Annotated in this window: 21 protein-coding genes; 9 read left to right on the plus strand and 12 right to left on the minus strand. The window is 72.4% G+C overall.

All coding sequences use genetic code 11. The annotated features are described in order from the left end of the window. Positions 1–36: 36 nt before the first annotated feature. Complete coding sequence (locus FHU30_RS09665; RefSeq protein ID WP_253874222.1) at positions 37–1,104, plus strand: tetratricopeptide repeat protein; 1,068 nt, start codon at positions 37–39, stop codon at positions 1,102–1,104. Here the strand turns inward: FHU30_RS09665 and FHU30_RS09670 are convergent. Continuing rightward, a complete protein-coding gene (locus FHU30_RS09670) occupies positions 1,006–1,518 on the minus strand; it encodes a PadR family transcriptional regulator (RefSeq protein WP_253874223.1) in 513 nt (170 codons plus the stop codon). The genes FHU30_RS09665 and FHU30_RS09670 overlap by 99 nt on opposite strands. A gap of 80 nt (positions 1,519–1,598) precedes the next feature. On the opposite strand from FHU30_RS09670, the gene FHU30_RS09675 reads away from it, so the two are divergent. Further along, the gene (locus tag FHU30_RS09675; protein ID WP_253874225.1) at positions 1,599–2,540 is read left to right on the plus strand and encodes an alpha/beta hydrolase; all 942 of its coding nucleotides are present in this window, start codon (positions 1,599–1,601) and stop codon (positions 2,538–2,540) included. Positions 2,541–2,641: 101 nt separating this feature from the next. Here FHU30_RS09675 and FHU30_RS09680 read toward each other — a convergent pair whose 3' ends face one another. Further along, the gene (locus FHU30_RS09680; RefSeq protein WP_253874227.1) at positions 2,642–2,983 is read right to left on the minus strand and encodes an MmcQ/YjbR family DNA-binding protein; all 342 of its coding nucleotides are present in this window, start codon (positions 2,981–2,983) and stop codon (positions 2,642–2,644) included. 55 nt (positions 2,984–3,038) lie between these two features. Between FHU30_RS09680 and FHU30_RS09685 the strand changes: the two genes are divergently transcribed. After that, the gene (locus FHU30_RS09685; RefSeq protein ID WP_253874229.1) at positions 3,039–3,620 is read left to right on the plus strand and encodes a TetR/AcrR family transcriptional regulator; all 582 of its coding nucleotides are present in this window, start codon (positions 3,039–3,041) and stop codon (positions 3,618–3,620) included. Between the two features lie 77 nt (positions 3,621–3,697). Then, a complete protein-coding gene (locus FHU30_RS09690; protein ID WP_253874231.1) occupies positions 3,698–4,933 on the plus strand; it encodes a Cmx/CmrA family chloramphenicol efflux MFS transporter in 1,236 nt (411 codons plus the stop codon). 35 nt (positions 4,934–4,968) lie between these two features. On the opposite strand, the gene FHU30_RS09695 is transcribed toward FHU30_RS09690, so the two are convergent. Together FHU30_RS09695 and rraA are read right to left on the minus strand one after the other, a co-directional pair. Then, on the minus strand, positions 4,969–7,026 hold the full coding sequence (locus tag FHU30_RS09695; protein ID WP_253874233.1) for a M6 family metalloprotease domain-containing protein: 2,058 nt from the start codon (positions 7,024–7,026) through the stop codon (positions 4,969–4,971). Positions 7,027–7,210: 184 nt separating this feature from the next. Further along, positions 7,211–7,693 carry a ribonuclease E activity regulator RraA gene (gene rraA, locus FHU30_RS09700; protein WP_253874234.1) on the minus strand — a complete coding sequence of 161 codons (483 nt, stop codon included), beginning with the start codon at positions 7,691–7,693 and terminating at the stop codon, positions 7,211–7,213. 85 nt (positions 7,694–7,778) lie between these two features. Here rraA and FHU30_RS09705 point away from each other — a divergent pair, with 85 nt between their 5' ends. Further along, positions 7,779–8,867: a serine/threonine-protein kinase gene (locus FHU30_RS09705; protein WP_253874236.1), complete on the plus strand. Its 1,089-nt coding sequence runs from the start codon at positions 7,779–7,781 to the stop codon at positions 8,865–8,867. 23 nt (positions 8,868–8,890) lie between these two features. Here FHU30_RS09705 and FHU30_RS09710 read toward each other — a convergent pair whose 3' ends face one another. After that, a complete protein-coding gene (locus tag FHU30_RS09710; protein ID WP_253874238.1) occupies positions 8,891–9,814 on the minus strand; it encodes a hypothetical protein in 924 nt (307 codons plus the stop codon). Positions 9,815–9,880: 66 nt separating this feature from the next. After that, complete coding sequence (locus FHU30_RS09715; protein ID WP_372503858.1) at positions 9,881–10,345, minus strand: Lrp/AsnC family transcriptional regulator; 465 nt, start codon at positions 10,343–10,345, stop codon at positions 9,881–9,883. A gap of 182 nt (positions 10,346–10,527) precedes the next feature. On the opposite strand from FHU30_RS09715, the gene rocD reads away from it, so the two are divergent. After that, positions 10,528–11,721 carry an ornithine--oxo-acid transaminase gene (rocD, locus tag FHU30_RS09720; RefSeq protein ID WP_253874242.1) on the plus strand — a complete coding sequence of 398 codons (1,194 nt, stop codon included), beginning with the start codon at positions 10,528–10,530 and terminating at the stop codon, positions 11,719–11,721. 173 nt (positions 11,722–11,894) lie between these two features. On the opposite strand, the gene FHU30_RS09725 is transcribed toward rocD, so the two are convergent. Both FHU30_RS09725 and FHU30_RS09730 read right to left on the minus strand, forming a co-directional pair. Then, the gene (locus FHU30_RS09725) at positions 11,895–12,863 is read right to left on the minus strand and encodes an MATE family efflux transporter (protein WP_253874244.1); all 969 of its coding nucleotides are present in this window, start codon (positions 12,861–12,863) and stop codon (positions 11,895–11,897) included. A 59-nt stretch (positions 12,864–12,922) separates the two neighbouring features. Continuing rightward, entirely contained in the window at positions 12,923–13,951 is a 1,029-nt protein-coding gene (locus tag FHU30_RS09730) for a glycosyltransferase family 4 protein (protein ID WP_253874246.1), read from the minus strand. Positions 13,952–14,218: 267 nt separating this feature from the next. Here FHU30_RS09730 and FHU30_RS09735 point away from each other — a divergent pair, with 267 nt between their 5' ends. Together FHU30_RS09735 and FHU30_RS09740 are read left to right on the plus strand one after the other, a co-directional pair. After that, a complete protein-coding gene (locus FHU30_RS09735; protein ID WP_253874247.1) occupies positions 14,219–14,860 on the plus strand; it encodes a PadR family transcriptional regulator in 642 nt (213 codons plus the stop codon). Beyond that, entirely contained in the window at positions 14,857–16,473 is a 1,617-nt protein-coding gene (locus FHU30_RS09740; RefSeq protein ID WP_253874249.1) for a DHA2 family efflux MFS transporter permease subunit, read from the plus strand. Before FHU30_RS09735 ends, FHU30_RS09740 begins: the two co-directional genes overlap by 4 nt. 94 nt (positions 16,474–16,567) lie before the next feature. Here the strand turns inward: FHU30_RS09740 and FHU30_RS09745 are convergent, their stop codons facing one another. The 4 genes from FHU30_RS09745 to FHU30_RS09760 form a co-directional block, all read right to left on the minus strand. Beyond that, positions 16,568–17,104, minus strand: coding sequence for a flavin reductase family protein (locus tag FHU30_RS09745; RefSeq protein ID WP_253874251.1), 537 nt, complete (start codon positions 17,102–17,104; stop codon positions 16,568–16,570). A gap of 12 nt (positions 17,105–17,116) precedes the next feature. Then, a complete protein-coding gene (locus FHU30_RS09750; protein ID WP_253874253.1) occupies positions 17,117–17,608 on the minus strand; it encodes a DUF6113 family protein in 492 nt (163 codons plus the stop codon). Positions 17,609–17,710: 102 nt separating this feature from the next. Further along, positions 17,711–18,601 (minus strand): N-acetyl-1-D-myo-inositol-2-amino-2-deoxy-alpha-D-glucopyranoside deacetylase, encoded by an 891-nt coding sequence (mshB, locus tag FHU30_RS09755; RefSeq protein WP_253874255.1) that lies wholly within the window; start codon positions 18,599–18,601, stop codon positions 17,711–17,713. Between the two features lie 124 nt (positions 18,602–18,725). Beyond that, positions 18,726–20,165, minus strand: a complete 1,440-nt coding sequence (locus FHU30_RS09760) for a serine/threonine-protein kinase (protein ID WP_253874257.1) — start codon at positions 20,163–20,165, stop codon at positions 18,726–18,728. Positions 20,166–20,350: 185 nt separating this feature from the next. Between FHU30_RS09760 and FHU30_RS09765 the strand changes: the two genes are divergently transcribed. Then, positions 20,351–22,432, plus strand: a complete 2,082-nt coding sequence (locus FHU30_RS09765; RefSeq protein WP_253874259.1) for a S9 family peptidase — start codon at positions 20,351–20,353, stop codon at positions 22,430–22,432. The last annotated feature ends 122 nt before the right edge of the window (positions 22,433–22,554 follow it).

Consider the following 22,554-nt stretch of genomic DNA (forward strand, 5'->3'; position numbering starts at 1 on the left):
CAAAAAGCCTCCCGCCCGTCTGCGACCATCGCACCCATGGACGGCCTCGAACATGCGTGCGACATGCTCCGCTACTGCTGGCGCGCCGTGGTCAACGACGGGCGCGACACCGACGATCTCGGCGACGCGTTCGAGGAGACCCGACGGCTGTACCAGGCGGCGGACCGTCCTGACGACCCGGCCCTCACGACCGGGCTGGCCGTGCTGGCCTTCACCCGCCTCCAAGCGCACGTGCAGGCCGAGACGCTCATGCCCCTCGCCTGGGGGGCGTCGTACGACGAGGGCGAGCCACTGGAGGTTCTAGACGAAGGCGACGAACCGGGCCGCTTCCTCGCCGCCGAGTCGGTCCGCGCAGCCCACCGAGCGCTCGACATCGACCCGGACGACAACCTCGCCGCCTTCACGCTCGGGCTCACCCACGAAATGCTGGGCGACACCGCCGGGGCAGTCGACGCCTACCTCCACGCCCTCCGGACATACCCAGGCGATGACGACATCGTCCTCCGCCTCGAAGCGCTCGGCGCCGAGCCGCCGCCCCTGCCGGACGACCTGGACGTCTGCCGCCACTCCCAGGGCTTCTTCCTCCTGACGATCAACGCCCGGTTCTCCAACAGCGAGTGGGGCGACTGGGTGCACCTGCTGAGCGACCAGACAAGGCTCAGGCCGATCGCCGACGAGATCACGGCCGACTACCACTGGGAGAGCTCGTTCGAGGACGGCGACGACGACCGCTGGGACCCGCGCTCCCCGGCCTTCGCCCCGTCCCCGGACCACAACGTCACCCTGATCGTCCACCGTCCCGGGACGCCGGAGACCAGCATCGACCTGTACCGCGCGCTGCGCAGGTCCCGGACGGGACGGTCGCGCTCGACTGGTCGGAACTCGAACTCCCCGACCCGCTCGCCGTCCCGCTGTCGCCGTCCAGGCCGGTGCGCACCGACTCGACGACCTACTTCCCCGGCGTCAACGGCCCCGAATGGGAAGACGCCGAACGCCCCTGACCCCTTAGTCCAGCAGGGATTTCCAGTACTCGACGTAGGACGCCTCGTGGGCGATGCCCAGGTCGAGGAGGCGCTGCCGGGCGAGGTCGTCCGGGGCGAGTGAGGCGCGCAGGTCCTTGTATCGGGCGAGCCATTTCTCGTGCTCGGCGACCTGCGCCCCGGCCAGGGCCGCCAGGTGCTCCGGGCCGGCCAGGTCGGCGAAGAACAGCTTGACCTGGGACGGATCGCGCGTCTCGGCCGGACCGGCATCGGGGTCGGCCAGCCATGACCGGAGCGCGTCCCGCCCCTTTTCGGTCAGGTGGAAGACGCGGCGGCGCCGACCGGTCTCCTCCTGCTCTTCGAGCAGGAGTCCCTGCTCCGCGAGGCGGGCCGGGATCCGGTAGAGCTGCGCGTGCGGGATCGGCCAGAAGTAGTCGACGCTCTCCTCGACCTTGGCCTTGAGCTCGTACGGCGTCATCGGGCCGTGGCGCTCGATCAGGCCCAGGACGACGTAGTCCTGCGGGCTGCTCTCCGGCATCGGATACCTCTCCTTGACATCGTCTCACTGAGACCATACATTCATACCATCGAGACCGTATCAATGAGAGGGTTACTCGGATGTACGTTCACCCCGAACTCGCGCCCGTCCTCGCCGGCCTCCCCGAGCGGGTCGACGCCGCGCGCGACATCGAGGCCGCCCGCGCGAACTTCAAGGCGCTGATGGCTCCGCGCATGGGACCCGACGAGCGGGTGACGGTCGAGCACCGGAGCGCCGACGGGGTCGACGTCCAGATCGTCCGCCCGGTGGGTGCGACGGGGACGCGGCCTGCGGTCCTGTACGTGCACGGCGGATCGTTCAGCTTCGGCGAACTGGACGGCCCCAGCCCGATGGCGCGGGACGTTTGCGCGACGACGGGCGCGGTGGTCGTGAACGTCCACTACCGCCTCGCCCCGGAACACGTGTTCCCGGCCGGTTTCGACGACTGCTACACCGCGCTGTGCTGGCTCGCCGAACACGCCGCCGAGCTGGACGTCGACCCCGAGCGGATCGCAGTTGCCGGTGCCTCGGCGGGCGGATGCCTGTGCGCGGCGCTCTGCCTCGCCGCCCGCGACCGGGGCGGACCGCGCATCGCCTTCCAGACCTTGCTGATCCCCTGCCTGGACGACCGGTGCGACACGCCATCGATGCGCGCCGTCACCGACCCGCGCTTCACGAACGGCGGCCTTGTCTCGCGCATGTGGGACGTCTACCTCGGCGCCGACCGCGAGCAGGGACGCGGGCACGAGCACGGAAGCGGACACGTTTCGCCGTACGCCGCGCCCGCCCGCGCGGACGACCTCTCCGGACTGCCGCCCGCGTACGTCCTGACCTGCGGAGCCGACCCGCTGCGGGACGAGGGCCTGGACTACGCGCGCCGCCTCATGGAGGCCGACGTGCCGGTGACGGTGAAGGACGTCCCGGGCGCATGGCACCTGTTCGAGGCGTTCGCTCCTGATTCATCCCTCGCGCGCGAGACCACCGCGCACTGGCTCGCCGCATTGCGCGACGCGCTGAAGTAACGCCCCTCAACGGCCACTGCAGTAACGCACCCCAGCGGCCGCTGCAGTCACGCACTTCAACGGCCGCTGCGGTAACGCGCTTCAAAGGCGGCCGCGGACCCTCAGAGGCCGAGGTGGTCCGCGGCCACGCGCTTCGGGACGACCATCCGCCACGCGTCGATGACGAGTTCGCGCATCTCGTCGGGGTCGAGCGCGGCCGTCCAGGACTCCACCCAGTTGAAGCGCTGGTCGGACACGCTGGGCATCAGGAACTTGGACGGGTCGGACGCGATGAGCCCCTCGCGCTCCTCCTTGGGGAAGGCGAAGCCCATCATGGTCTCGTCCCGGGAGAACGCCACGTAGACGATCGCGCCCACGCGGAACTTCACGCGATCCCTGATCAGGTGCTCCGTGGTCCGCGGGAGGGGCAGGGCCACGCGCCGGACGTCGTCAACCGTCACCATGGTCCCAGTATGTCGTTATGGAATCTAGGTTCCAAAACGTGCTACCGTCGTCCGCATGGCACGACCGAGGACGTTCGACGAGACCCGCGCGGCCGAGGCGGCGGCGGACGCGTTCCGCAGGACGGGCTACGAGGGCACGTCCACCGACGCGCTGTGCGCGGCGACCGGGCTGCGGCGCAGCAGCATCTACAACGCCTTCACCAGCAAGCACGACCTGTTCCTGCGCGCGCTGAAGCAGTACATGCGGACCGCGACGGATCGCACGGTCGAGCTCATGGAGGACGACGCGGCGTTCGCGACGTTCCGGGAGAAGGCCGGCGAGTTGCTCGACCGGATCATCCGCGAGGAATGCGAGGACGGGCTCGGCTGCCTGGTGGTCAACACGAGCATCGAGCTCGCCGCGCGGGACTCCGAGATCGGACTGCTGCTGGAGCGCGACTACCGGCGGCGGTTCGAGACCGTCCGCGCGGCGTGCGCGCGAGCCGTCCGGGACGGGGAGATCTCCCCCGACAGGTCGCCGGACGCGCTGGCCCACTTCGTCCTGACCCAGGTCAGCGGCCTGCGGATCGCATCCCGGTACGGAGCGTCCCGCGCCGACCTGGAAAGCGTCGCGGCGACCGCGCTGGCCGCTTTGTAGGCAGAAGCACGATGCCCGACCCGGGCTTCGTGCGCCCTGGTTTTGGAATCTGGAATACAGAATGAGGTGAACGAAGGATGCCGCTGGCCGTCTGGGTCCTCGGGTTCGCGATCTTCGCGCAGGGGACGTCGGAGTTCCTGCTCGCCGGGCTGCTGGAGCCCATGGCGCGGGACCTGCACGTGACCGTGCCGACCGCGGGCCTGCTGATCTCGGCCTACGCGGTCGGGATGGTCGCCGGCGCGCCGGTGCTCTCGATGGCGACGCTGCGATGGCCCCGGCGCAGGGCGCTGCTGCTGTTCCTGACCGTGTTCGCGGTGGCGCATGTCGTCGGGGCCCTGACGCCCGGCTATGCCGTGCTGTTCGCGTCGCGGCTCGTCGGCGCGATCGCGTGCGCCGGGTTCTTCGGAGTCGCGATGGTGACGGCCGTGGACCTCGTGCCGGGCGAGGTCCGGGCGCGCGCGCTCGCCGTCGTCATCGGCGGGATCACGGTCGCGACCGTCTTCGGCGTTCCGGCCGGGACGTTCATCGGGCAGTACCTCGGCTGGCGCGCCGCGTTCTGGGCGGTAGCGGCCCTGACCGTCCCGGCGCTCGCGGGCGTCTACCTCACCCTGTCCGGCGGACGGAACGTGGGGCGAACGCCGGCGTCCAGGACCGGAACGCGCGAGCAGATCGGGGACGAACTGCGCTCGATGAAACGGCCCGCCCTCTGGATCGCCTACGGGACGACCGCATTGTCGTTCAGCTCGATGATGGCGACGTTCGGGTACCTCGGGCCGCTGCTGACCGGGCCGGGCGGCCTCGGCGAACGCTGGGTCCCGATGGTGCTGGCGCTGTTCGGCGTCGGGTCCCTGGTCGGGATCACGATCGGCGGCCGGGTCGCGGACGCGCACCCGTTCGCGACGCTCTACACGGGCCTCGCCGGGGTCGTCGCCACCTCGGCGGGGATCGCCCTGACCGCCGGGCACCCGGCGGCAGTGACCGTGCTGGTCTTCCTGATGGGCGTCGCCGGGATGGCCACGAATCCGGCGGTGAACGTCCGCGTGCATGCGACGGCGGGACCGGACAGGACGCTCGCCGGCGCCTCGGTGACCTCGGCCTTCAACGTGGGCAACGCGATCGCGCCCTGGCTCGCCGGCCTGGTGGTCGACGCCGGGCTCGGCTACGCGAACGTCCCGTGGGTCGGCGCCGCGATGGCGGCCGGCGCGTTCGCCACCGTCGTCTGGGCGTCGAGGCTCGACCGGCGTCCGGCAACGCCGACGCCGTCGGCCGAGAGGCGAACCCTCGAACCGGCGGCGACGGATCGTCCAGTCTGAGCAGGCCGTAAAGCGGCCTCAGACGGGGAACGCGGTCAGGCGTGGCAGGTGGACGTGCTGGTCTTGGACGGGTCGGACTCGGACGCGGCGCGCAGCGAGATCGACGCGTGCCGGTCCGCGCCCGCGCCCGGCTTCGCCCAGACCTCGACCTTGGTCGCGCGGCCGTTCTGCGCGGTGGCGAGGGAGTTGGGCAGCCAGGTCGTCCAGCCGCGGGCGGACGTCGCGGAGGTCAGCCGGAAGACGTCGGACGCGGTGTACCCCGCGCCGCCGCTGCCGGTGTTGTGCAGGACGACCGTGCAGCGCCGCCAGCCGTCGGAGCCGGCGCGCGCGCCGCCCGGGGTGAGGCGGACGCCGCGGGACTGCGGGCCCGCGCCGTCCAGCGACCGGACCGCGACCGTGTAGGACAGGACGCCCTTCCTGTCGCGCTTGAGGTTCAGCACGTAGAAGTGCAGCCCGTTGGCCTGGTCGACGTACTCGTACTGGCTGCCGGAGTTGTTGCCCGCGTGGTACAGCGCGTCCGAGAGCTGCCGGTAGTCACCGATGGTCATCTTCTGCGGCGTCCCGTCCGGCAGGACGAAGTCGACCTTGTTGATGTCCTCCGGGTGCGCGTCCTTGATCCAGATGAACGGCGCGCTGTCCTTGTCCTTGGTCTTCGACAGCAGGACGCCGGAGTCCGGGGTGAACGAGTCGAAGCCCGTCCGGTCGACGACCTCGACGGTGTAGTTGTCGTAGCCGCCGCCGTCGCAGAGCGCGTCCTTGGACGTGTCGCACTTGGGGCTCTTGTCCCCGCCCGCGCCGAGCTTCACGTTCACGCCGGTGAGGCCGCCCGATCCGGGGACGGACTCGCGCGCGGTCACGTTCGCGACGACGAGGCCGCCGGAAGCGAGCGTGTCCCGCTGCACCTGGAGGACGTTGTTCGGGTCCACCATGTTCAGCTTCATCTTGTTGCGGAGCATGTGCTCGGCGCCCATGGACGCCCCGGCCGTCGCCGGGATCAGCCAGCGGCTGTGCGGTCCGCCGGGCCCGTTGAAGCTGCCTCGGCTGAGCATCTCCCACGGCCCGGAGTACGAGCGGCGCGGCGGGATGCCGTACGGGTTGTTGTAGTTGTCGCCGATCCCGAGGATGTGGCTGAACTCGTGGGCGAAGACGGCCATGCCGCTGCTCTCCGCCTGGATCGAGTTGCCCGGGATCGCGTTCGGCCACAGGTTCGCGCCGGCCTTCCAGGACGTCCATGGGACGTACCGGGTCTTCACCCAGTTCGGCAGGGCCGGGTCGGGCGAACCCCACTCGCGCGGGACGTCGTCCTTGGACGTGAACTTCATCTGGCCGAACTCCTGCCAGGTGCTGCTCTCGTCCTGACCGGCCGACAGGAAGAACACCATGTCGTACTTCTTGGCGTTCTCCTCGCCGATGTCCTTGATCCAGGCGGCGGTGGCGTCCGTGCGCAGGTCGCGCTGGCACGTGTCGCCCGCCGGGCAGCCGGTGCCGCCCTGGAACGAGTCGATGCCGTACTCGTGGCTCTTGTGGTCCAGGCGGTACGCGCCGAAGCCGGTGAGGTCCACCCCGTACCGGCCGCCGGAGTCCTCCATCCAGTACTCGTGGAGGGTGTGGCCGTGGTTGAGGGCCTGCGGCTTGTTCAGGAAGTCGCGGTAGAACTGCGCCACCTGGGCGCGCGGGACGTCGCCGACCGACGTCGGGTTGCCGTAGATGGTGGAGTTCTTCGGCTTGGTGATCGCGAAGTCCTCGTCCGGGTAGTCGACCAGGACGACCGCGCCCTTGAACGTCTTCACCGAGCCCTTGCGGTTCGGATCGGCCCAGCTCGTGCCGGGGACGGGCTTGTAGTCGTCCCAGGTCATCGTGTCGGGCAGCTCGTAGTTCTGCGGGTCGATCGGCTTCGGTGCGCCCGCCTTCAGCGCGCGCACCTCCGGACCGCGCTGCCACGGCTGGGTCTGCGGCCAGTGCCGCATCTGCCACGGGTTCGGGGTGGGCTTCGGGACGGACGGCGACGGCTGGGCGGACGCGGGCCCCGCCACCAGCCCGATGGCCGCCAGCGCCAGCGCCGCGGGCACCAGGACGATCTTCTTCGCGCGCATGGTTCCTCATGTCTCAGGGGGTCGCCTGAGACCGTAGGACCGGCGCATTCCAAGATCAATGTCCGATTCGGACGAACCGTCCCCCGCAACCCTGGCAAGCCACGCCGGTTTACCTCCCGCTAACCGGAGGTAAACCGCTCCGGACCCCGGACACCCCGCGCGGAGGGCTCCCGGCCGGTGCCGGTCAGGCGAGGAGGTCGCGCGTGGCGAGGACGATGCCGTCCTCGTCGCTGTAGAGCCAGTCACCGGGCGCGAACCGGACGCCGCCGAACTCGACCGGGACGTCCAGCGCGCCCGCGCCGTCCTTGGCCGACTTGCGCGGGTTGGAGCCGAGCGCCTTGACGCCGAGGTCGAGCGCGCGCAGCGCCACCACGTCCCGGACGGCCCCGTTGATCACGACACCGGCCCAGCCGTTGTCGGCGCCCGACTTGGCGATCATGTCGCCCATCAGCGCCGAGCCGAGCGAGCCCGCGCCGTCCACCACCAGCACGCGCCCCTCGCCGGGGGTGGCCAGCACCTTCTTGACCAGCCCGTTGTCCCGGAAGCACCGCACGGTCGCGACCCGCCCCCCGAACACCGCGCGCCCGCCGAGACTCCGGAACTGCGTCTCGCACGACCGCAGCTCGTCCCCGAAGTCGTCAATCAGATCAGCCGTCGCGAACTCCATGCCCGGCAGCCTACCGACCGGTAACGCCCGCGTCCCGCCCGGGATCCCGTGACAGCGGGGCGGCGGTTCGGCTAAACACTCGGACATGTACCTCCCTCATCAGGTCTTCGCGCCTCTCCAGGCGGGCGACCCCCCGCTCGTCGGGGGCTACCGCGTGCTGGCCCGGCTCGGCGCGGGCGGCATGGGCCGCGTCCTGCTCGCCACCGCGCAGAGCGGGCGGCGGCTCGCGATCAAGGTCGTCCGGCCCGAGCTCGCCGGCGATCCCGGGTTCCGCCGGCGGTTCCAGGAGGAGGTCAAGGCGGCGCAGCGGGTGCGCGGGAGCCGCGTCGCGCAGGTGGTCGACGCGCATCCGGGCGCGTCGACGCCGTGGCTGGCGACCGCGTACGTCCCCGGACCGTCGCTGGCCCAGGCCGTCACCGCGCACGGTCCGATGCCATGGGCAACGCTGCGGGTCCTGTTCGCTGGGATCGCCGAGGGCCTGGAAGCCGTGCACGCGGCCGGAATGATCCACTACGACCTCAAGCCGTCCAACGTGCTGCTGGGGGCGGACGGTCCGGTGGTCATCGACGCGGGCATCGCGCGCGCCGCTGATGCGTCACCGGCGGCGCGCGCCGGATCGCCGCGGTTCATGACCCCGGAGCAGGCCCTCGACCACGATCCGACGCCCGCGATGGACGTGTTCGCGCTCGGCTCGGTCCTGCACTTCGCCGCCACCGGCCGGACGCCTTTCGGGGACGGCCCATCCGGTCTGGCCGGTCTGGCCGGTCCGGACGGCCCGGACGTCTTGCTCCGCATCGCGCACGAGGAGCCGAACCTCGACGGCTGCCCGGACGACCTGCGCCCGCTCATCGAACGGTGCCTGGCCAAGGACCCGTCCGCGCGTCCCGCGCCGAGCGGGATCCGTACCGCGCTCGGCTTCGAGGACGACGTGTCGGCCCCGAACTGGCTCCCGGCAGACGTCGCGAGCGTCCTTCCTGCCTACGCCGGTGAGCCTCCGCGTCCCGTGCCGCCGCCCGGAATGACGCCGACCACCCCGTACACGAGCTACATGCCGTCCGGTACCGCGCCCTTCGGAGCACGACGGATCGCAGCCCGGGTCCCGGTGGCAGAACCCCGCGGAACGTCCTGGGATCTTGAAGCGCCGCCTCGGAGCACCTGGCCGGGGTCTAGCTGACCTTTGCCCGCCGCGACACGTGCCTACGAGCTTGCGGGGACGGGCTTGGGGGTGGTTGGGCGGCGGGTTCGCGTGGCGCTGGTGAGGCCCCAACCGGTCAGCAGCGCCAGCAGGACCAGGCCGGTTCCGGCCGTTGCGGTCTGCCAGGTCGCTTTCTGGTCGGCCTTGGTGCCGATGTGGCTCTTGACGGCGCCGGGCGACAGGACGAAGTGGACGGGGACGTGCTCGCCGAGCTTCGGGAAGGACATGCGGTAGAAGCTCGACGGGCAGCCGTCCACTGAGACCTCGCGGCGGGTGCCCGCGTCGTCGTAGGCGACGAGGCAGTGCTGGTGCTCGCTGCGGGTGCCCTTGCCCGTGGTCCAGGCGCGGACGAACTCGCCCTGGACGTCCTTGCCCTTGTACTTCAGGTAGAGGGGCGAGGTGGCGCCGACGACGCCGATCATGACCAGGATGATCGGCAGAATTGCCAGCCACGCGTGCAGGTGCCCGCGGGAGGCGATGAAGCCGCAGGTGAACACGGTGAGGAAGAACGTGCCGAGCATGACGACCGCGAAAACCCAGTACGCGGTCGCGGTCATCACGAGCATCCCGGCCGGGACGACCACCAGCGGGAGGCTCCAGATCAGGGCCCAGGAGGCGATCGCCGCGCCCGGGCCCATCGGGGGCCGTCCGGGCGGCTTGCCGCTTTTTCCGATCTCGGCGGCGAACCTCCGCTGCCGGCGCTTGGCCTCGGCGGCGTTGGCCTCGTCCTCGGGACGCGGGGGCCGGTAGCCGGTCCGAGTGTGCAGGGCGAGGACGCTCTCGACCAGCGCTGCGCCCTCCCGCTCGGACGCCAGGCGGGTCAGGCCGAGCAGGGGCCCGAAGCCGTGCTGGACGAGCTTGGCCTGCTCCTTGCCGGTGAGCCTGCTCAGCGTCCTGCGCACCGATCGGGGGGTCGGCTTGGCCATGGGCCGTCCTTCGTCCAAGGGAGGGGCTGATCGAAGATACGCCCCTCCCTCCCCGTCCGCCACAGGTCAGGCCGGGGTGGCGGCCCCGGTGTCGGTGGGCCGCCCGATCAGGCGGGACAGCACGATCGCGGTCTTGGTGGCGGTGATGTTGGGTTCGCGGCGGAGCCGTTCGAGGGCCTGCTCCAGGTGCTGGATGTCCTGCGCGCGGACGTGCACCAGGGCGCTGGCGTCGCCGCTGACGGTGTAGGCGGCGACGACCTCGGGATGCTTGTGGACGCTGTCGTAGATGTCCTCCGGGGACGTGGCTCCGGTGCAGAACACCTCGATGAACGCCTCGGTCGTCCAGCCGAGGGCGGCCGGGTCGACCACGGCGGCGAATCCGGTGATCACGCGTTCCGCGCGGAGCCGGTCCACGCGGCGCTTCACCGCGGGGGCCGAGAGCCCGATCCGGTCGCCGATCTGGGCGTACGAGGCGCGCCCGTTCTCCAAGAGCTGCGCAACGATTCGACGGTCCAAGTCGTCAAGACGCAACAAATAACTCCCCCCGAGAGCTCATTCGGCACTGTGTGCAGGTAGATCCCGAACATACGCTGGTCGTTGGGCCCGCGCACCACGTTCGCGCGACGCCCACCCCCCATCCGGCACCGGCCGACCTCCGGTGTGGCACACAGTCCCGGCGACGAGGCCGGGCCGACACGGGTGAAGGAGCGTTCGTGACCCGATCCGAGCAGCTGCGGGCGATGTCCGAGGAGCACAGCGCGCACAACTACCACCCTCTCCCGATCGTCATCGCCGAAGCGGACGGGGCCTGGGTCACCGACGTCGAGGGCAGGCGCTACCTGGACATGCTGGCCGCCTACTCCGCGGTCAACTTCGGGCACCGCAACCCTCGGCTGACCGAGGTGGCCAAGGCGCAGCTCGACCGGGTGACGCTGGTCAGCCGCGCGTTCGACCACGACCAGTTCGGGCCGTTCGTGGCCGAGCTGGCCGAGCTGTGCGGCAAGGACATGGTGCTGCCGATGAACAGCGGCGCCGAGGCGGTCGAGACCGCGCTGAAGACCGCGCGCAAGTGGGGCTACGAGGTGAAGGGCGTGCCCGCCGAGCGCGCCGAGATCGTCACCTTCGAGGGCAACTTCCACGGCCGGACGACCACGATCGTCAGTTTTTCCACCGACCCCGACGCGAAGGACTCCTACGGTCCGTTCACGCCCGGGTTCCGGACCGTCCCGTACGGGGACGTGGACGCGCTCAAGAGCGCCATGAACGCCAACACCGTCGGCGTGCTGGTCGAGCCGATCCAGGGCGAGGCGGGCGTGAACGTGCCGCCGAGCGGGTTCCTCAAGGCCGTCCGCGAGCTGTGCACCGAGCACAACGCGCTGATGATGGCGGACGAGATCCAGTCCGGCCTCGGCCGCACCGGCACCACCTTCGCCGTCGAGCACGAGGACGTCGTCCCGGACGTCTACATCCTCGGCAAGGCCCTCGGCGGCGGCATCATGCCGGTGTCGGCGGTCGTCGCGGACTCCGGGGTACTCGGCGTGTTCAAGCCCGGCCAGCACGGCTCCACCTTCGGCGGCAACCCGCTGGCCTGCGCGATCGCCCGCGAGGTCATCGCGATGCTGAAGACCGGCGAGTTCCAGGAGCGGTCCCGCGAGCTGGGCGCGCACATGCACCAGCGGCTGGGCCGGCTGCCGGCCGACCGGGTCCGCGAGGTGCGCGGCCGCGGCCTGTGGGCCGGGATCGAGCTCACCGGCCCGGCGCGTCCGGTCAGCGAGCGGCTGAAGGAGCTGGGCGTCCTCGCCAAGGAGACGCACGAGACCACGATCCGGCTCGCCCCGCCGCTGGTGATCTCCCGCGAGGACCTCGACTGGGCGATCGACCAGCTGGAGATCGCCCTCAAGGGCTGATCACCACCACGCCTTGGGGCCGCCGCCGGCCAACGAAGTCCGGCGACGGCCTCTTGCCATTCCCCCACCGCCATCGCCGCACGGCCATCGCCGTGCGGTCGTCCCCAGGCGGTCGTCCCCAGGCGGTCATCCCCGCGCGGTCATCCCGGCGGTCGTCGCCGGGGCGCGGTGGGTCAGGAGCCGGGCGCGGGGTCCAGGACGGGGTCCGGTTCGGCGGCGCGTGGCACGAGCAGGACGGACGTCGCGGCGAAGTAGCCGAACGCGGCGATCGCCAGCCCCGCCGCCGCGCCCGGAGCGCCGCCCCAAGCGGCCCCGGCGCCCGCCACGACCACCGCTCCCGCCGCTGCCGCGACGCGCAGGGCGTCCAGGCCCGGGACGTCCTGGAACGCGCGCAGCGCCGCGGACGGCCCGACCGCGGCCCCCGCCAGCACCCGCTCCACCGCCACCAGCCCGAGAAGCGGGACGACCGCGCTCCAGGTCGTCCCCAAAAGGGCGTGTCCGGCGGACGACGGAAGCGCGGCGAGCCCAGCTCCCGCGACGAGCCCGGCCAGGGCGAGCGTGATCGACACCAGGGCCGCGGCCCGGGCTCGCCGCTCGGGCCCGACCCGTCCCAGCTCCGCGAGGGCCAGCGAGCGTCCGGCGGCGATCACCACGCCGACCGGCCCGAACAGCACGCGGACCGCCCAGAGCGCCCCGACCGCCCCCAACCCGGCCAAGGCGCCTGCCAGCAGCAGCACTCCGTACCCCGAAGCGGCGACGGCGGCGCGCGCCACGACCTCGGCTCGTCCGCTCCCCGGCCGGAACCCGTCCAGCGAAGGACGCCGCGAGCCGCACGATCCCGCGATCAGCGACCCGCCCAGAAGCAGCCCGCCGATCGCCCACTCGGCGAAAGAGCGCGGCAGCTCGTGCAAGAGCAGGAGCCCCGCGCCCAGCACGGCGCCCCACCCCAGGTCACACAGCGCCCGCCCTAGTCGGCGATCACCACCGGACGCCGCCCGGACAAGTTCGGCCACCAGGAGGTAGTGGCCGTAGAGGAGCGCGAAGGCCCCGAGCTCGGTCGTGGAAAGCCGCCGCCCAAGGAAGACGACGAGCGCCAGGTTCGTGAAGCAGGCGGCCGCCCGCCACCGGTCATCCGGCGGCAAGCCCAGCAAGGACGACCGGAGCGGAGTGCACGAGGTGGCATGGCGCGGGCGCCGCGGGGTCATCGGGCCAGGGAGGTGAAGACGGCGAGGTGGCGGCGGGCGGCCAGGTCCCAGGTGAAGGTGGCGGCGCGGGCAAGGCCGAGGGTGCGGAGCTCGGACGCGCAGGACGGGTCGTCCAGCAGTTCGGCGAGCGCGCGGGCCAGGGCGTCCGCGGAGAGCTCGGGGAGGACGCGGGCGGCTCCCCCGGCGACCTCGGGCAGCGCGCCGCGGTCGGAGACCAGGACCGGCGTGCCGCAGGCCATCGCCTCCACGATCGGCATGCCGAAGCCCTCGTGCTCGGACGGCAGCGCCAGCACGGACGCGGCGCGCAGCAGCGGCGCGACCAGGCCAGCGGGCACCGCGCCCAGGATGCGGACGTTCGGGTACGGCTCGATCGCGCGCATGACCTGCTCGTCCCCGGCGCACGGCACGCCCGCGAGCACCAGCGGGACGTCCAGCCGCGCGGTCGCCTCGGCGAGCATCGGGACGTTCCGGCGCGGCGCGAGCGCTCCCAGGAACAGCACGAACCGCTCGGGAAGCCGGAGCGAGGCCAGCACCTCGCCGTCCCCTATGGAACTGGTGTGGAAGCGCCTGGTGTCCACGCCGTGCGGGATGACATAGAGCCGCGTGGTCGGGACGTCGAAACGCGCGCAGATCTCGTGCGCGGCGAACTCGGACACCGTGACGACGGCGTCCGCTACCGAGACCGTGCTCGCCACCCGCCGATGCCAGAGGCGCTCCCATACGGCAGGACGACCCGGACGACGCGGAGGCAGCCCATTGATCGTCGCGACCATCGGCACGCGCGCGCGCACGAGGGCGCCTGTGTCGTCCGGGTAGTGGAGGAGGTCGAACTTCTTGCGCTTGGGCCAGACCAGCCCGTCCGCTACCGCGTAGGCAAGGGGACGCACCGGACCGCGCGCGCCGCGCGGAACCAGCATCCCCGCCTGGACGCCCATGGGCCGCAGCCGTTCGTACAGGGACCGGGCATACGTGGTGCTGCCGCCGACATGGCGCTCCAGCGCCTTCCCAGATACCCCGACCCGCATAGTCTCCGGACGCTATAGAGGCGGACCGGAACTCCCCGCGCAGGCGCGCGAGCCGTTGGCCTGTCTTGGATCGCCGTTGGCGGACCCCTGTCCGACCCGCACCCCGGCGCGCCCCCTGCACGCGTTCGGCGCGTCCCGGCGAGGCCCGCACGCGGCGGCGACAAGGTGAGACGACCATCACGTAGGCGGGACCCGGAAAACGCACTGACAGTCAGGTCTTTCCGGATTAGTCTAAGTGGACTAATCCACATCAACCAAAGACAGCTGATGTCCAGAAATCTGACCCCCCTGGCGCTGGCCGTGCTGCGCATGCTGTGCGACGGGCCGATGCATCCCTACGAGATGCAGCAGCGCATCCGGTGGCACGCCTACGACCACGCGGTGAAGGTGACGCACGGGTCGCTGTACCACACCGTCGACCGGCTGGCCTCGTCCGGGCTGATCGAGCCGGTGGAGACCAACCGGGACGGCCGCCGGCCGGAGCGGACCGTGTACGCGGTGACGCCGTCCGGCCGGGACGCGGCGTGCGACCGGCTGGCCGACCTGCTGGCCGCGCCCGCCGAGGAGTTCCCGCTGTTCGGCGCGGCGCTCGCGTTCGTCAACCTGCTGCCCGAGGACGAGGTCGCCCGGCACCTGCGCAGCCGCGTGGTGATGCTGGAGGCGCTCGTCGCCGGCCACCAGGCGTCGTTCGACTCGCTGCGCAAGCGGGGCCTGGACCGCTACAAGCTGCTCGACCTCGAACTCAGCCTGGCGCGGCAGCGCGCCGAGCTCGACTACGCCCAATCCCTGGTGGACGACCTCGAAGCGGGCCGCCTGACGTTCACGGACGCCGAGGACTCGCCCTGCTCGCAGCGACACCCCTACGAGAACGCGCCCGGCCACGGGGCGCGCACTGAGGAGAACCCATGAGCAAGTGGCGCGGAAACCCCTGGGCGGTGCTGATCACGCTGTCCCTCGGGTTCTTCATGACGCTGCTCGACCTGACGATCGTCAACGTCGCGATCCCGAGCATGATCGACAAGCTGCACGCCTCGCTGGACGAGGTGCTGTGGATCACCAACGCCTACATCCTGGTGCTGGCCGTCCTGCTGATCACGGCGGGCCGGCTCGGCGACCTGTGGGGCAAGAAGAACCTGTTCGTCATCGGCGTCGTGGTGTTCACGCTGTCGAGCCTGGCGTGCGGGATCGCGCAGGACCCGACGCAGCTGATCGCCGCCCGCGCGGTGCAGGGCCTCGGCGCGGCGCTGCTGATGCCGCAGACCATGTCGATCATCATCGCGACGTTCCCGCCGGCCAAGCGCGGCGCGGCGCTCGGCGTGTGGGGCGCGGTGGCGGGCGTCTCCACCATCGCCGGCCCGACCGTCGGCGGCCTGCTGGTGACCAGCTTCGACTGGCGGTGGATCTTCTTCGTCAACCTGCCGATCGGGATCATCGTGCTCGCGATGGCGCTGCCGATCCTGCCGGGGCACACCCCGGGCGTCCGGCACAAGTTCGACGTGCTCGGCGTCGTGATCGCGACCGCCGCGCTGTTCTGCCTGGTGTTCGCGCTGACCGAGGGCCAGAAGTACGACTGGGGCGCCGGGATCTGGGCGCTGATCGGCGCCGCCGCGGTGCTGCTGGTGCTCTTCCTCGTCCAGCAGCGGTCCCGCCAGGACCGCGAGCCGCTGGTGCCGTTCGCGCTGTTCAAGGACCGCAACTTCGCGATCCTGTGCTTCGTCGGCGCGGCCGTCTCGGTCGGCATGCTGGGCATGTTCCTGCCGATGAACATCTACCTCCAGTCGGTGCTCGGGTTCAGCGCGCTGAAGGCGGGCCTGGTCATGGCGCCGTCCTCGGTGGTGTCGATGTTCCTCGCGCCGGTCGCGGGCAAGCTCACCGACAAGGTCGGCGGCCGGTTCATCCTGATGGGCGGGCTGGTGCTGTACGGCATCGGCATGCTGTGGATGCTGGCGGTCGCGGGCACCGACACGTCCTGGACGGCCTTCCTCGGCCCGCTGGTCGTCTCCGGCATCGGCGTCGGCGGCGTGTTCGCGCCGATGGCGACCGAGGCGACGCGGAACGTTCCGCCGCGCCTGGCCGGGGCCGCGTCCGGTGTGAACAACACGATCCGCCAGGTCGGCTCCGTGCTGGGCGCGGCGGCGGTCGGCGCGATCCTGCAGAACCAGCTCGCCTCGTCCCTCAAGAGCGAGGCGGTCACCCGGGCGCAGGGCCTGCCGCAGCCGTACCACGACAAGTTCGTGGCGGGGTTCTCGCAGGCGGCCAAGGGCGGCATGGAGGTCGGCGCGTCCCAGCACAGCGCGGGCCAGAAGCTCCCGCCCGGGACGCCGGCGAACGTGGCGCACCAGATCCAGGGCCTCGCGGGCCAGGTGTTCAGCCACGGCTTCGTCCACGCGATGAAGCCGACGATGCTGATGCCGGTGGTCGTGGTCATGGTCGGCGCCGCCGCGTGCCTCGCGGTCAAGCGGTACCGGGCGCCCGAGGCGTCCGACACCGTCCAGCCGGAGGCCGCCCCCGCCGCGCACTGACCCGCCGAGCGGACGGCTGAACGACCGGCCCGGCACGACGCATCCCGCGTCGTGCCGGGCTTTTCCGTGCCGTCAGTGCCGTCCGGACGAGCCTTCAGCTCGCGGCGATGCGGCGGTAGCGGCCGTCGTGGAAGATCAGGGGCTCGGCGCCGGGGTTCGGGACGTCGAGCGACAGCACCTCGCCGACGACGATGCTGTGGTCCCCTGCCTCGTGGACGGCGTGCGTGCGGCATTCGACGGCGGCGAGCGCGTCGGACAGGATCGGGACGCCGGTCGCGGGGCCGCGGTGGACTCGGTAGCGGTCCAGCTGCCCGGCGATCGGGCGGCCGCGGGTCGCCAGGTGCTCGGACGCGCCGCGCAGGCCGTCCGGGAGCACCGAGACCGCCCAGGCGCCCGCGGCGAGGACGGTGTCGTGGAAGCGGGCCGTCCGGTCGGCGCAGAACATGACCAGCAGCGGGTCGAGGGACACCGAGGTGAAGGCGTTGACCGTCATCGCGTGGTCGACGCCGTCCGCGACGGTGGTCACGACCGCCACGCCGGTCGCGAACCGTCCGACCACCTGGCGGAACAGCCGTGGGTCGGGCGCGGCGGCGAGGGCGTGGGCTTCGGGGCAGGGGGGCTCGATGCTCACAACACCCTCACACTACCCGCGGGTATCGCCACCGCCTCCGGTGAGCCACTGGCCGGTGAGCCACTGGCCGGGCTCCCGCCTGGAGGGCACGACGGCTATCGCGACCAGGGCCGCGACCATCCCGCCGATGATGTAGACGTACCCCGCCATCGTGCCGGGGATCACCAGATCGCCCTCCGCCTGCTTGGACGACATGACGAAAGTCACGATCATCCAGGCGGCCGCGGGGGCGACCCCGCCGAGCTTGCCGCCCATCCCGAACCCGGCGCCGAGGACGAGCCCGAACAGCAGGACGCACAGCCCGACCGACGGCAGCGGCAGCGACGCGACCGACCAGTCCTGGCAGAACGAGCCGACGGTCCCGGCCACGGCGCCCAGCGCGGCGAGCATCCCGTAGGCCAGGCCGGAGACCAGGGCGTACAGGGCGGGCGGCGGCCCGGTGGCCGGAGCGGGCGGCGCGGCGCGCTCACCGGTCCGCAGCGAAGTGGCGTCGTCCTCGTTCACGCCGCCAGCCTAGCCAGGCTCCGGGCGGCTCCGTCCGCCGAAGCCGCCAGACCGTCCCGGCGAGCAGAGCCCCGGCGGCGGGCAGGGCCGGGCGGTGAGGTGTCAGGTCAGGCCGGCGAAGAGGTCGGTCTCGCGGCCGCCGGGGCCGGACGGGCCGCGCTCACCGTCGAGCAGGACGTAGTACTCGGTGCCGAACGCCTGCTGCGCGAGGTTGTTCGACAGCGCGAAGAACGGCCCGGTCCCCTCGGGCGCGACGACGATCTGGGTGCGGTGCGCGCGCAGCGCCGCGAGCTTGCGCGCCAGGTAGGGGCGGGCGTCCACGACGCTGGTGATCGCGTCGTCCGGGACGCCGGAGCCCAGCTCGTCCAGGGTGGCGACGCGCGGGAACGGCAGCCGCGCCTCGCGCATCACCGCGATCGCCCGGACCAGGACGGTGCGGGGCGTCGCGTACGCGTACAGCTTGGCGACCTTCCAGGGCTCCCGGCCCTCGCCCGTGAAGGACGGGTCGGCGGCCAGCGCGAAGGCGCGGTGGGTGACGCGGTGCGCCTGGATGTGGTCGGGATGCCCGTAGTTGCCGCGGTCGTCGTAGCTGACCACCACCTGCGGCCGGACCTCCCGGACGATCTCGGCGAGCGCCCCGGCGGCCTCGTCCAGGTCGGCGCGCCAGAAGCAGTTCGGGTCGTCGTTGCTGGGCGCGCCCATCATCCCGGAGTCGCGCCAGCGGCCCGCGCCGCCGAGGAACCGGTGGTCGGCCACGCCGAGCGCCGCGCAGGCGGCGGCGAGCTCGCCGATGCGGAACTCGCCGAGCCGGTCCTCCTTGTCGGCGGCGAGGTGGCGCAGCTCGTCCGGGATGACCTCGCCCTCCTCGCCCAGCGTGCAGGTGACGAGGGTGACGTGGGCGCCCTCGGCCGCGTACTTGGCCATGGTCGCCCCGGTCCCGATGGACTCGTCATCGGGATGGGCGTGCACGAACAGGATGCGCGGCTCCTTCATGACCATTGAGCCTACTAACGCGTGGGACCGTTCTCGGCTCCCACCCTTCCCCGGTACGTGCGCGAAACGTCACGCTCCGGACGTGACCGTCGTCACGTCCGGAGCGTCCCGGCCCTGGAGGCGCTCAGTTGCCGCCCGCGCCGCCCGCGCCGCCGCCGCTGGCGGGCGGGGAGGTCGGGCTGTGGGACGGCGAGTGCGACGGGCTGTGGGTCGGGGTGTGCGTCGGCGTGTCCGTGGGGGGGTCGGTGGGCGTGCTCGTGTCGGTCGGGGTGCTGGTGTGCGTCGGGCGGTGCGTCCGAGTGTGGCTCTCGCTCGGCGAGGACGGCTCGGTGGAGTCGTCGGTGTTGCTGTCGGACGGGGTGTCGGTCACCGACGAGTTCTGGTTGCCGGGCGTGTTGCCGTGCCCGCCGCCGCCCATGTTCGCGACCGCGATGCCGACCACGGCCGCGAGGACCAGGATCGCGACGACGGCCGCGATGATCGGGCCCTTGGACTTCTTCTCCGGCTCCCAGTCGCCGCGCCGACCGCCGCCACCGCCGCCGCGGTAAGCGTCCTCGTACCCGGCGACCGGAGGCAGGGTCGCGCCACCGCCGCCCATCGCGTGGGTCGGGGCGTAGCCGCCCTGGTCGTACGCGCCCGCCGGGGCCATCCGGGTCGCGGCGGCGCCACCGGCGGCCGCCGCTGCGCCGCCCGCCAGCAGGGCGGTCGCCTGGGCCGGGTCGTCCAGCGCGGTGGCGCCCGGCACGCCGCCGGTGCCGCCAGGGCCGCCGCTGCCGATGAGCGCCATCATCAGCTGCTGCGCGGTCGGCCGCCGCGCCGGGTCCTTGACCAGGCAGGCGGCGATCAGGTTGTGCAGCTCGGGCGGCAGGCCGTCCAGCGAGGGCGGCTCGTTCATCACCCGGTTGATCACCGCGACCACGGTGTCGTCGCCGAACGGCGGGCGCCCGGTCGCGGCGAACACCATGGTCGAGCCCCAGGCCCAGACGTCCACGGCCTCGGTGAGCCGCTGCCCGGCGACCTGCTCGGGGGCCATGTAGGACGGGGTGCCGATCGCCTTGGTCGCGTTGGTCTGGCCCGCGTCCAGGGCGCGCGCGATGCCGAAGTCGATCACGCGCGGGCCGTCCGGGGCCATGATCACGTTGTGCGGCTTGAAGTCGCGGTGCACGATGCCCGCCTGGTGGATCGCCACCAGCGCGGTCGCGGTGCCGATGGCGAGCCGCTCCAGCGCCGCCCCGGTGATCGGCCCCTGCTCGGTGACCTGCCTGTACAGCGACGGGCCGGGCACGTACTCGCTGGCGATCCACGGCTGGTCGCCCGCGACGTCGGCCTCCAGCACCTGCGCGGTGCAGAACCGGGCGACCTGCATGGCCGCCTGGGACTCCCGCACGAACCGGTGGCGGGCCTGGTCGTCGGCGGCGAGGTCGGCGCGCAGCAGCTTGATCGCCGCCTTCGCGCCGGACGGGTCCACGCCGAGGTAGACGACGCCCTGACCGCCCTCTCCGAGACGTTCGGTCAGGTCGTAGGACCCCAGCCGCCGGGGATCTCCCGGCTGCATGTCCGGCATGGAACTACTCCTTCGGCGGGCGACTGGCGACGCTTCGGCGCTGGGCGAGGTATGAGCTTACGCGAGCACGCGTCCGCCCACCCCGCGTTCACCCTGCGGGACCATACCCATATAAAAGCCGCAAAGCAGCGAGTCGGCCGGGCTCCCGCCCGGAAGGATCGGGGGCGGCTGGCAGACTTCGCACCATGAGCATCAGCTATCCGCGGCAGACCGCCCGCACCCGCCGCTTCACCCTGGGCGTCCCGCGCGCCTTCCAGATCGCGCCCGACGGGTCCCGGGTGGCGTTCCTGCGGACGAAGGCGGGCGACGACCCCGTCACCTGCCTGTGGACGCTCGACCCGGCGACCGGCGCGGAGACGCTGGTCGCCGACCCCGCCGCGCTGTCGGTGGCGGGCGAGGCGAACCTGCCCGCCGAGGAGCGCGCCCGGCGCGAGCGGGCCCGCGAGGGCGCGGGCGGCATCGTCGGCTTCGCGACCGACTCGGCCGTCCGGCAGGCGGTGTTCAGCCTCGGCGGACAGCTGTTCCTCACCGACCTGGAGTCCGGCGAGACCCGCGAGCTGCCCGCGCGGACCCCGGTGTTCGACCCGCGGCTCGACCCGGCCGGGCGCCGCGTGGCCTACGTCTCCGCCCGCACCGTCCGGGTGATCGGCGCGGACGGCACGGACGACCGCGCCCTGATCACGCCCGAGAGCGAGCAGATCTCCTACGGCCTGGCCGAGTTCATCGCCGCCGAGGAGATGCAGCGGATGCGCGGCCACTGGTGGTCACCGGACGGCTCGACCCTGCTCGCCGCCCGGGTGGACGAGACGCCCGTCCAGCGCTGGACGATCGCCGACCCTGCCAACCCCGACAGCCCCGCCACCGAGATCGCCTACCCGGCCGCCGGGACGCCCAACGCGATCGTTTCGCTCGTCCTGCTCAAGGCGGACGGCGAGGGCCGCGCCTCGGTGTCCTGGGACCGCGGCCAGTACCCCTACCTGACCACCGCGTCCTGGGACTCGCGCGGCCCGCTGATCGTCGTCCAGACCCGCGACCAGCGCGCCCAGCGGGTGCTCACCGTCGACCCGCTGAACGGCGAGACCGCGCTGCTGCACACCGGCCACGACCCGGTCTGGACCGAGATCGTCCCCGGCGTCCCGGCCCGCACCGGCACCGGCGACCTCGTCTGGACGATCGAAGACCACCAAGCTGACACGCGGCGCCTCACCATCGGCGGCGAGGCCGTCACCCCGCCCGGCCTCCAGGTCCGCTCGGTGCTGGGCGTCGAGGGCGGCACGGTGCTGTTCACCGCGTCCACGGAGCCGACCGAGATCCACGTGCACCGGTACGCCGACGGGGAGGTGACGCAGCTCACCTCGGGCCAGGGCGTCTTCTCCGCGGTCGCGTCGGGCGACCTGACCGTGGTCACCGGCTCGCGGCTGGACGCCCTCGGCACGCTCACCGAGGTCCGCGGGCCGTCCGGCACCTTCCCGATCGAGTCCCGCGCCGAGACCCCGGTGATCACGCCGCGGGTCGAGCTGCTGCGCGCCGGCGAGCGCGGCGTCCGCACGGCGGTCGTCCTGCCCACCGGCTGGACACCGGAGCAGGGCCGGCTGCCCGTCCTCATGGACCCCTACGGCGGCCCGCACGCGCAGCGCGTCCTGGCCGTCCAGCGCGCCTACTGCGAGCCGCAGTGGCTCGCCGACCAGGGCTTCGCCGTGGTGATCGCGGACGGCCGGGGCACCCCGGGCCGCGGCGTCGCCTGGGAGCGCGCGGTCCGCGGCGACTTCGTCACGCCCGTCCTGGAGGACCAGGTCGCCGCGCTGGAGGAGGCCGCCCGCCGCCACCCCGCCGCGCTCGACCTCGACCGCGTCGCCGTCCGCGGCTGGTCCTTCGGCGGCTGGCTCGCCGCGCTCGCCGTGCTGGCCCGCCCGGACGTCTTCCACGCCGCCGTCGCCGGCGCCCCGGTCACCGACTGGACGCTCTACGACACCCACTACACCGAGCGCTACCTCGGCCTCCCCGAGGAGGAGCCGGAGTCCTACGCCGCCAACTCCCTCATCGAGCTGGCCGCGAAGCTCACCCGCCCGCTCCTGCTCATCCACGGCCTCGCCGACGACAACGTGGTGGCCGCGCACACCCTGCGCCTCTCCTCGGCCCTCCTGGCCGCGGGCCGCCCCCACACCGTCCTCCCCCTGTCGGGTGTCACCCACATGACCCCGCAGGAGGTCGTCGCCGAGAACCTCCTCCACCTACAGGTCGACTGGCTGCGGAAATCCCTGGCCTAAAAAACCAAGCCGTGTGTCCGGGGCCTAGACGGCCCCGGACACACGGCGTAGCAACACCCGTCCCGCAAACGCCACACCGCACCACACACAGGAAGCACACGCGAGGCCCTGGTGTGCTGCGC

The organism is Actinomadura rupiterrae (assembly GCF_024172125.1).
Lineage (GTDB): Bacteria > Actinomycetota > Actinomycetes > Streptosporangiales > Streptosporangiaceae > Spirillospora > Spirillospora rupiterrae.

Coding starts and splice junctions, on each gene's coding strand:
- FHU30_RS09665 (WP_253874222.1), top strand. CDS start 37: ATGGACGGCCTCGAACATGCGTGCGACATGCTCCGCTACTGCTGGCGC.
- FHU30_RS09670 (WP_253874223.1), bottom strand. CDS start 1,518: ATGCCGGAGAGCAGCCCGCAGGACTACGTCGTCCTGGGCCTGATCGAG.
- FHU30_RS09675 (WP_253874225.1), top strand. CDS start 1,599: ATGTACGTTCACCCCGAACTCGCGCCCGTCCTCGCCGGCCTCCCCGAG.
- FHU30_RS09680 (WP_253874227.1), bottom strand. CDS start 2,983: ATGGTGACGGTTGACGACGTCCGGCGCGTGGCCCTGCCCCTCCCGCGG.
- FHU30_RS09685 (WP_253874229.1), top strand. CDS start 3,039: ATGGCACGACCGAGGACGTTCGACGAGACCCGCGCGGCCGAGGCGGCG.
- FHU30_RS09690 (WP_253874231.1), top strand. CDS start 3,698: ATGCCGCTGGCCGTCTGGGTCCTCGGGTTCGCGATCTTCGCGCAGGGG.
- FHU30_RS09695 (WP_253874233.1), bottom strand. CDS start 7,026: ATGCGCGCGAAGAAGATCGTCCTGGTGCCCGCGGCGCTGGCGCTGGCG.
- rraA (WP_253874234.1), bottom strand. CDS start 7,693: ATGGAGTTCGCGACGGCTGATCTGATTGACGACTTCGGGGACGAGCTG.
- FHU30_RS09705 (WP_253874236.1), top strand. CDS start 7,779: ATGTACCTCCCTCATCAGGTCTTCGCGCCTCTCCAGGCGGGCGACCCC.
- FHU30_RS09710 (WP_253874238.1), bottom strand. CDS start 9,814: ATGGCCAAGCCGACCCCCCGATCGGTGCGCAGGACGCTGAGCAGGCTC.
- FHU30_RS09730 (WP_253874246.1), bottom strand. CDS start 13,951: ATGCGGGTCGGGGTATCTGGGAAGGCGCTGGAGCGCCATGTCGGCGGC.
- FHU30_RS09735 (WP_253874247.1), top strand. CDS start 14,219: ATGTCCAGAAATCTGACCCCCCTGGCGCTGGCCGTGCTGCGCATGCTG.
- FHU30_RS09740 (WP_253874249.1), top strand. CDS start 14,857: ATGAGCAAGTGGCGCGGAAACCCCTGGGCGGTGCTGATCACGCTGTCC.
- mshB (WP_253874255.1), bottom strand. CDS start 18,601: ATGAAGGAGCCGCGCATCCTGTTCGTGCACGCCCATCCCGATGACGAG.
- FHU30_RS09760 (WP_253874257.1), bottom strand. CDS start 20,165: ATGCCGGACATGCAGCCGGGAGATCCCCGGCGGCTGGGGTCCTACGAC.
- FHU30_RS09765 (WP_253874259.1), top strand. CDS start 20,351: ATGAGCATCAGCTATCCGCGGCAGACCGCCCGCACCCGCCGCTTCACC.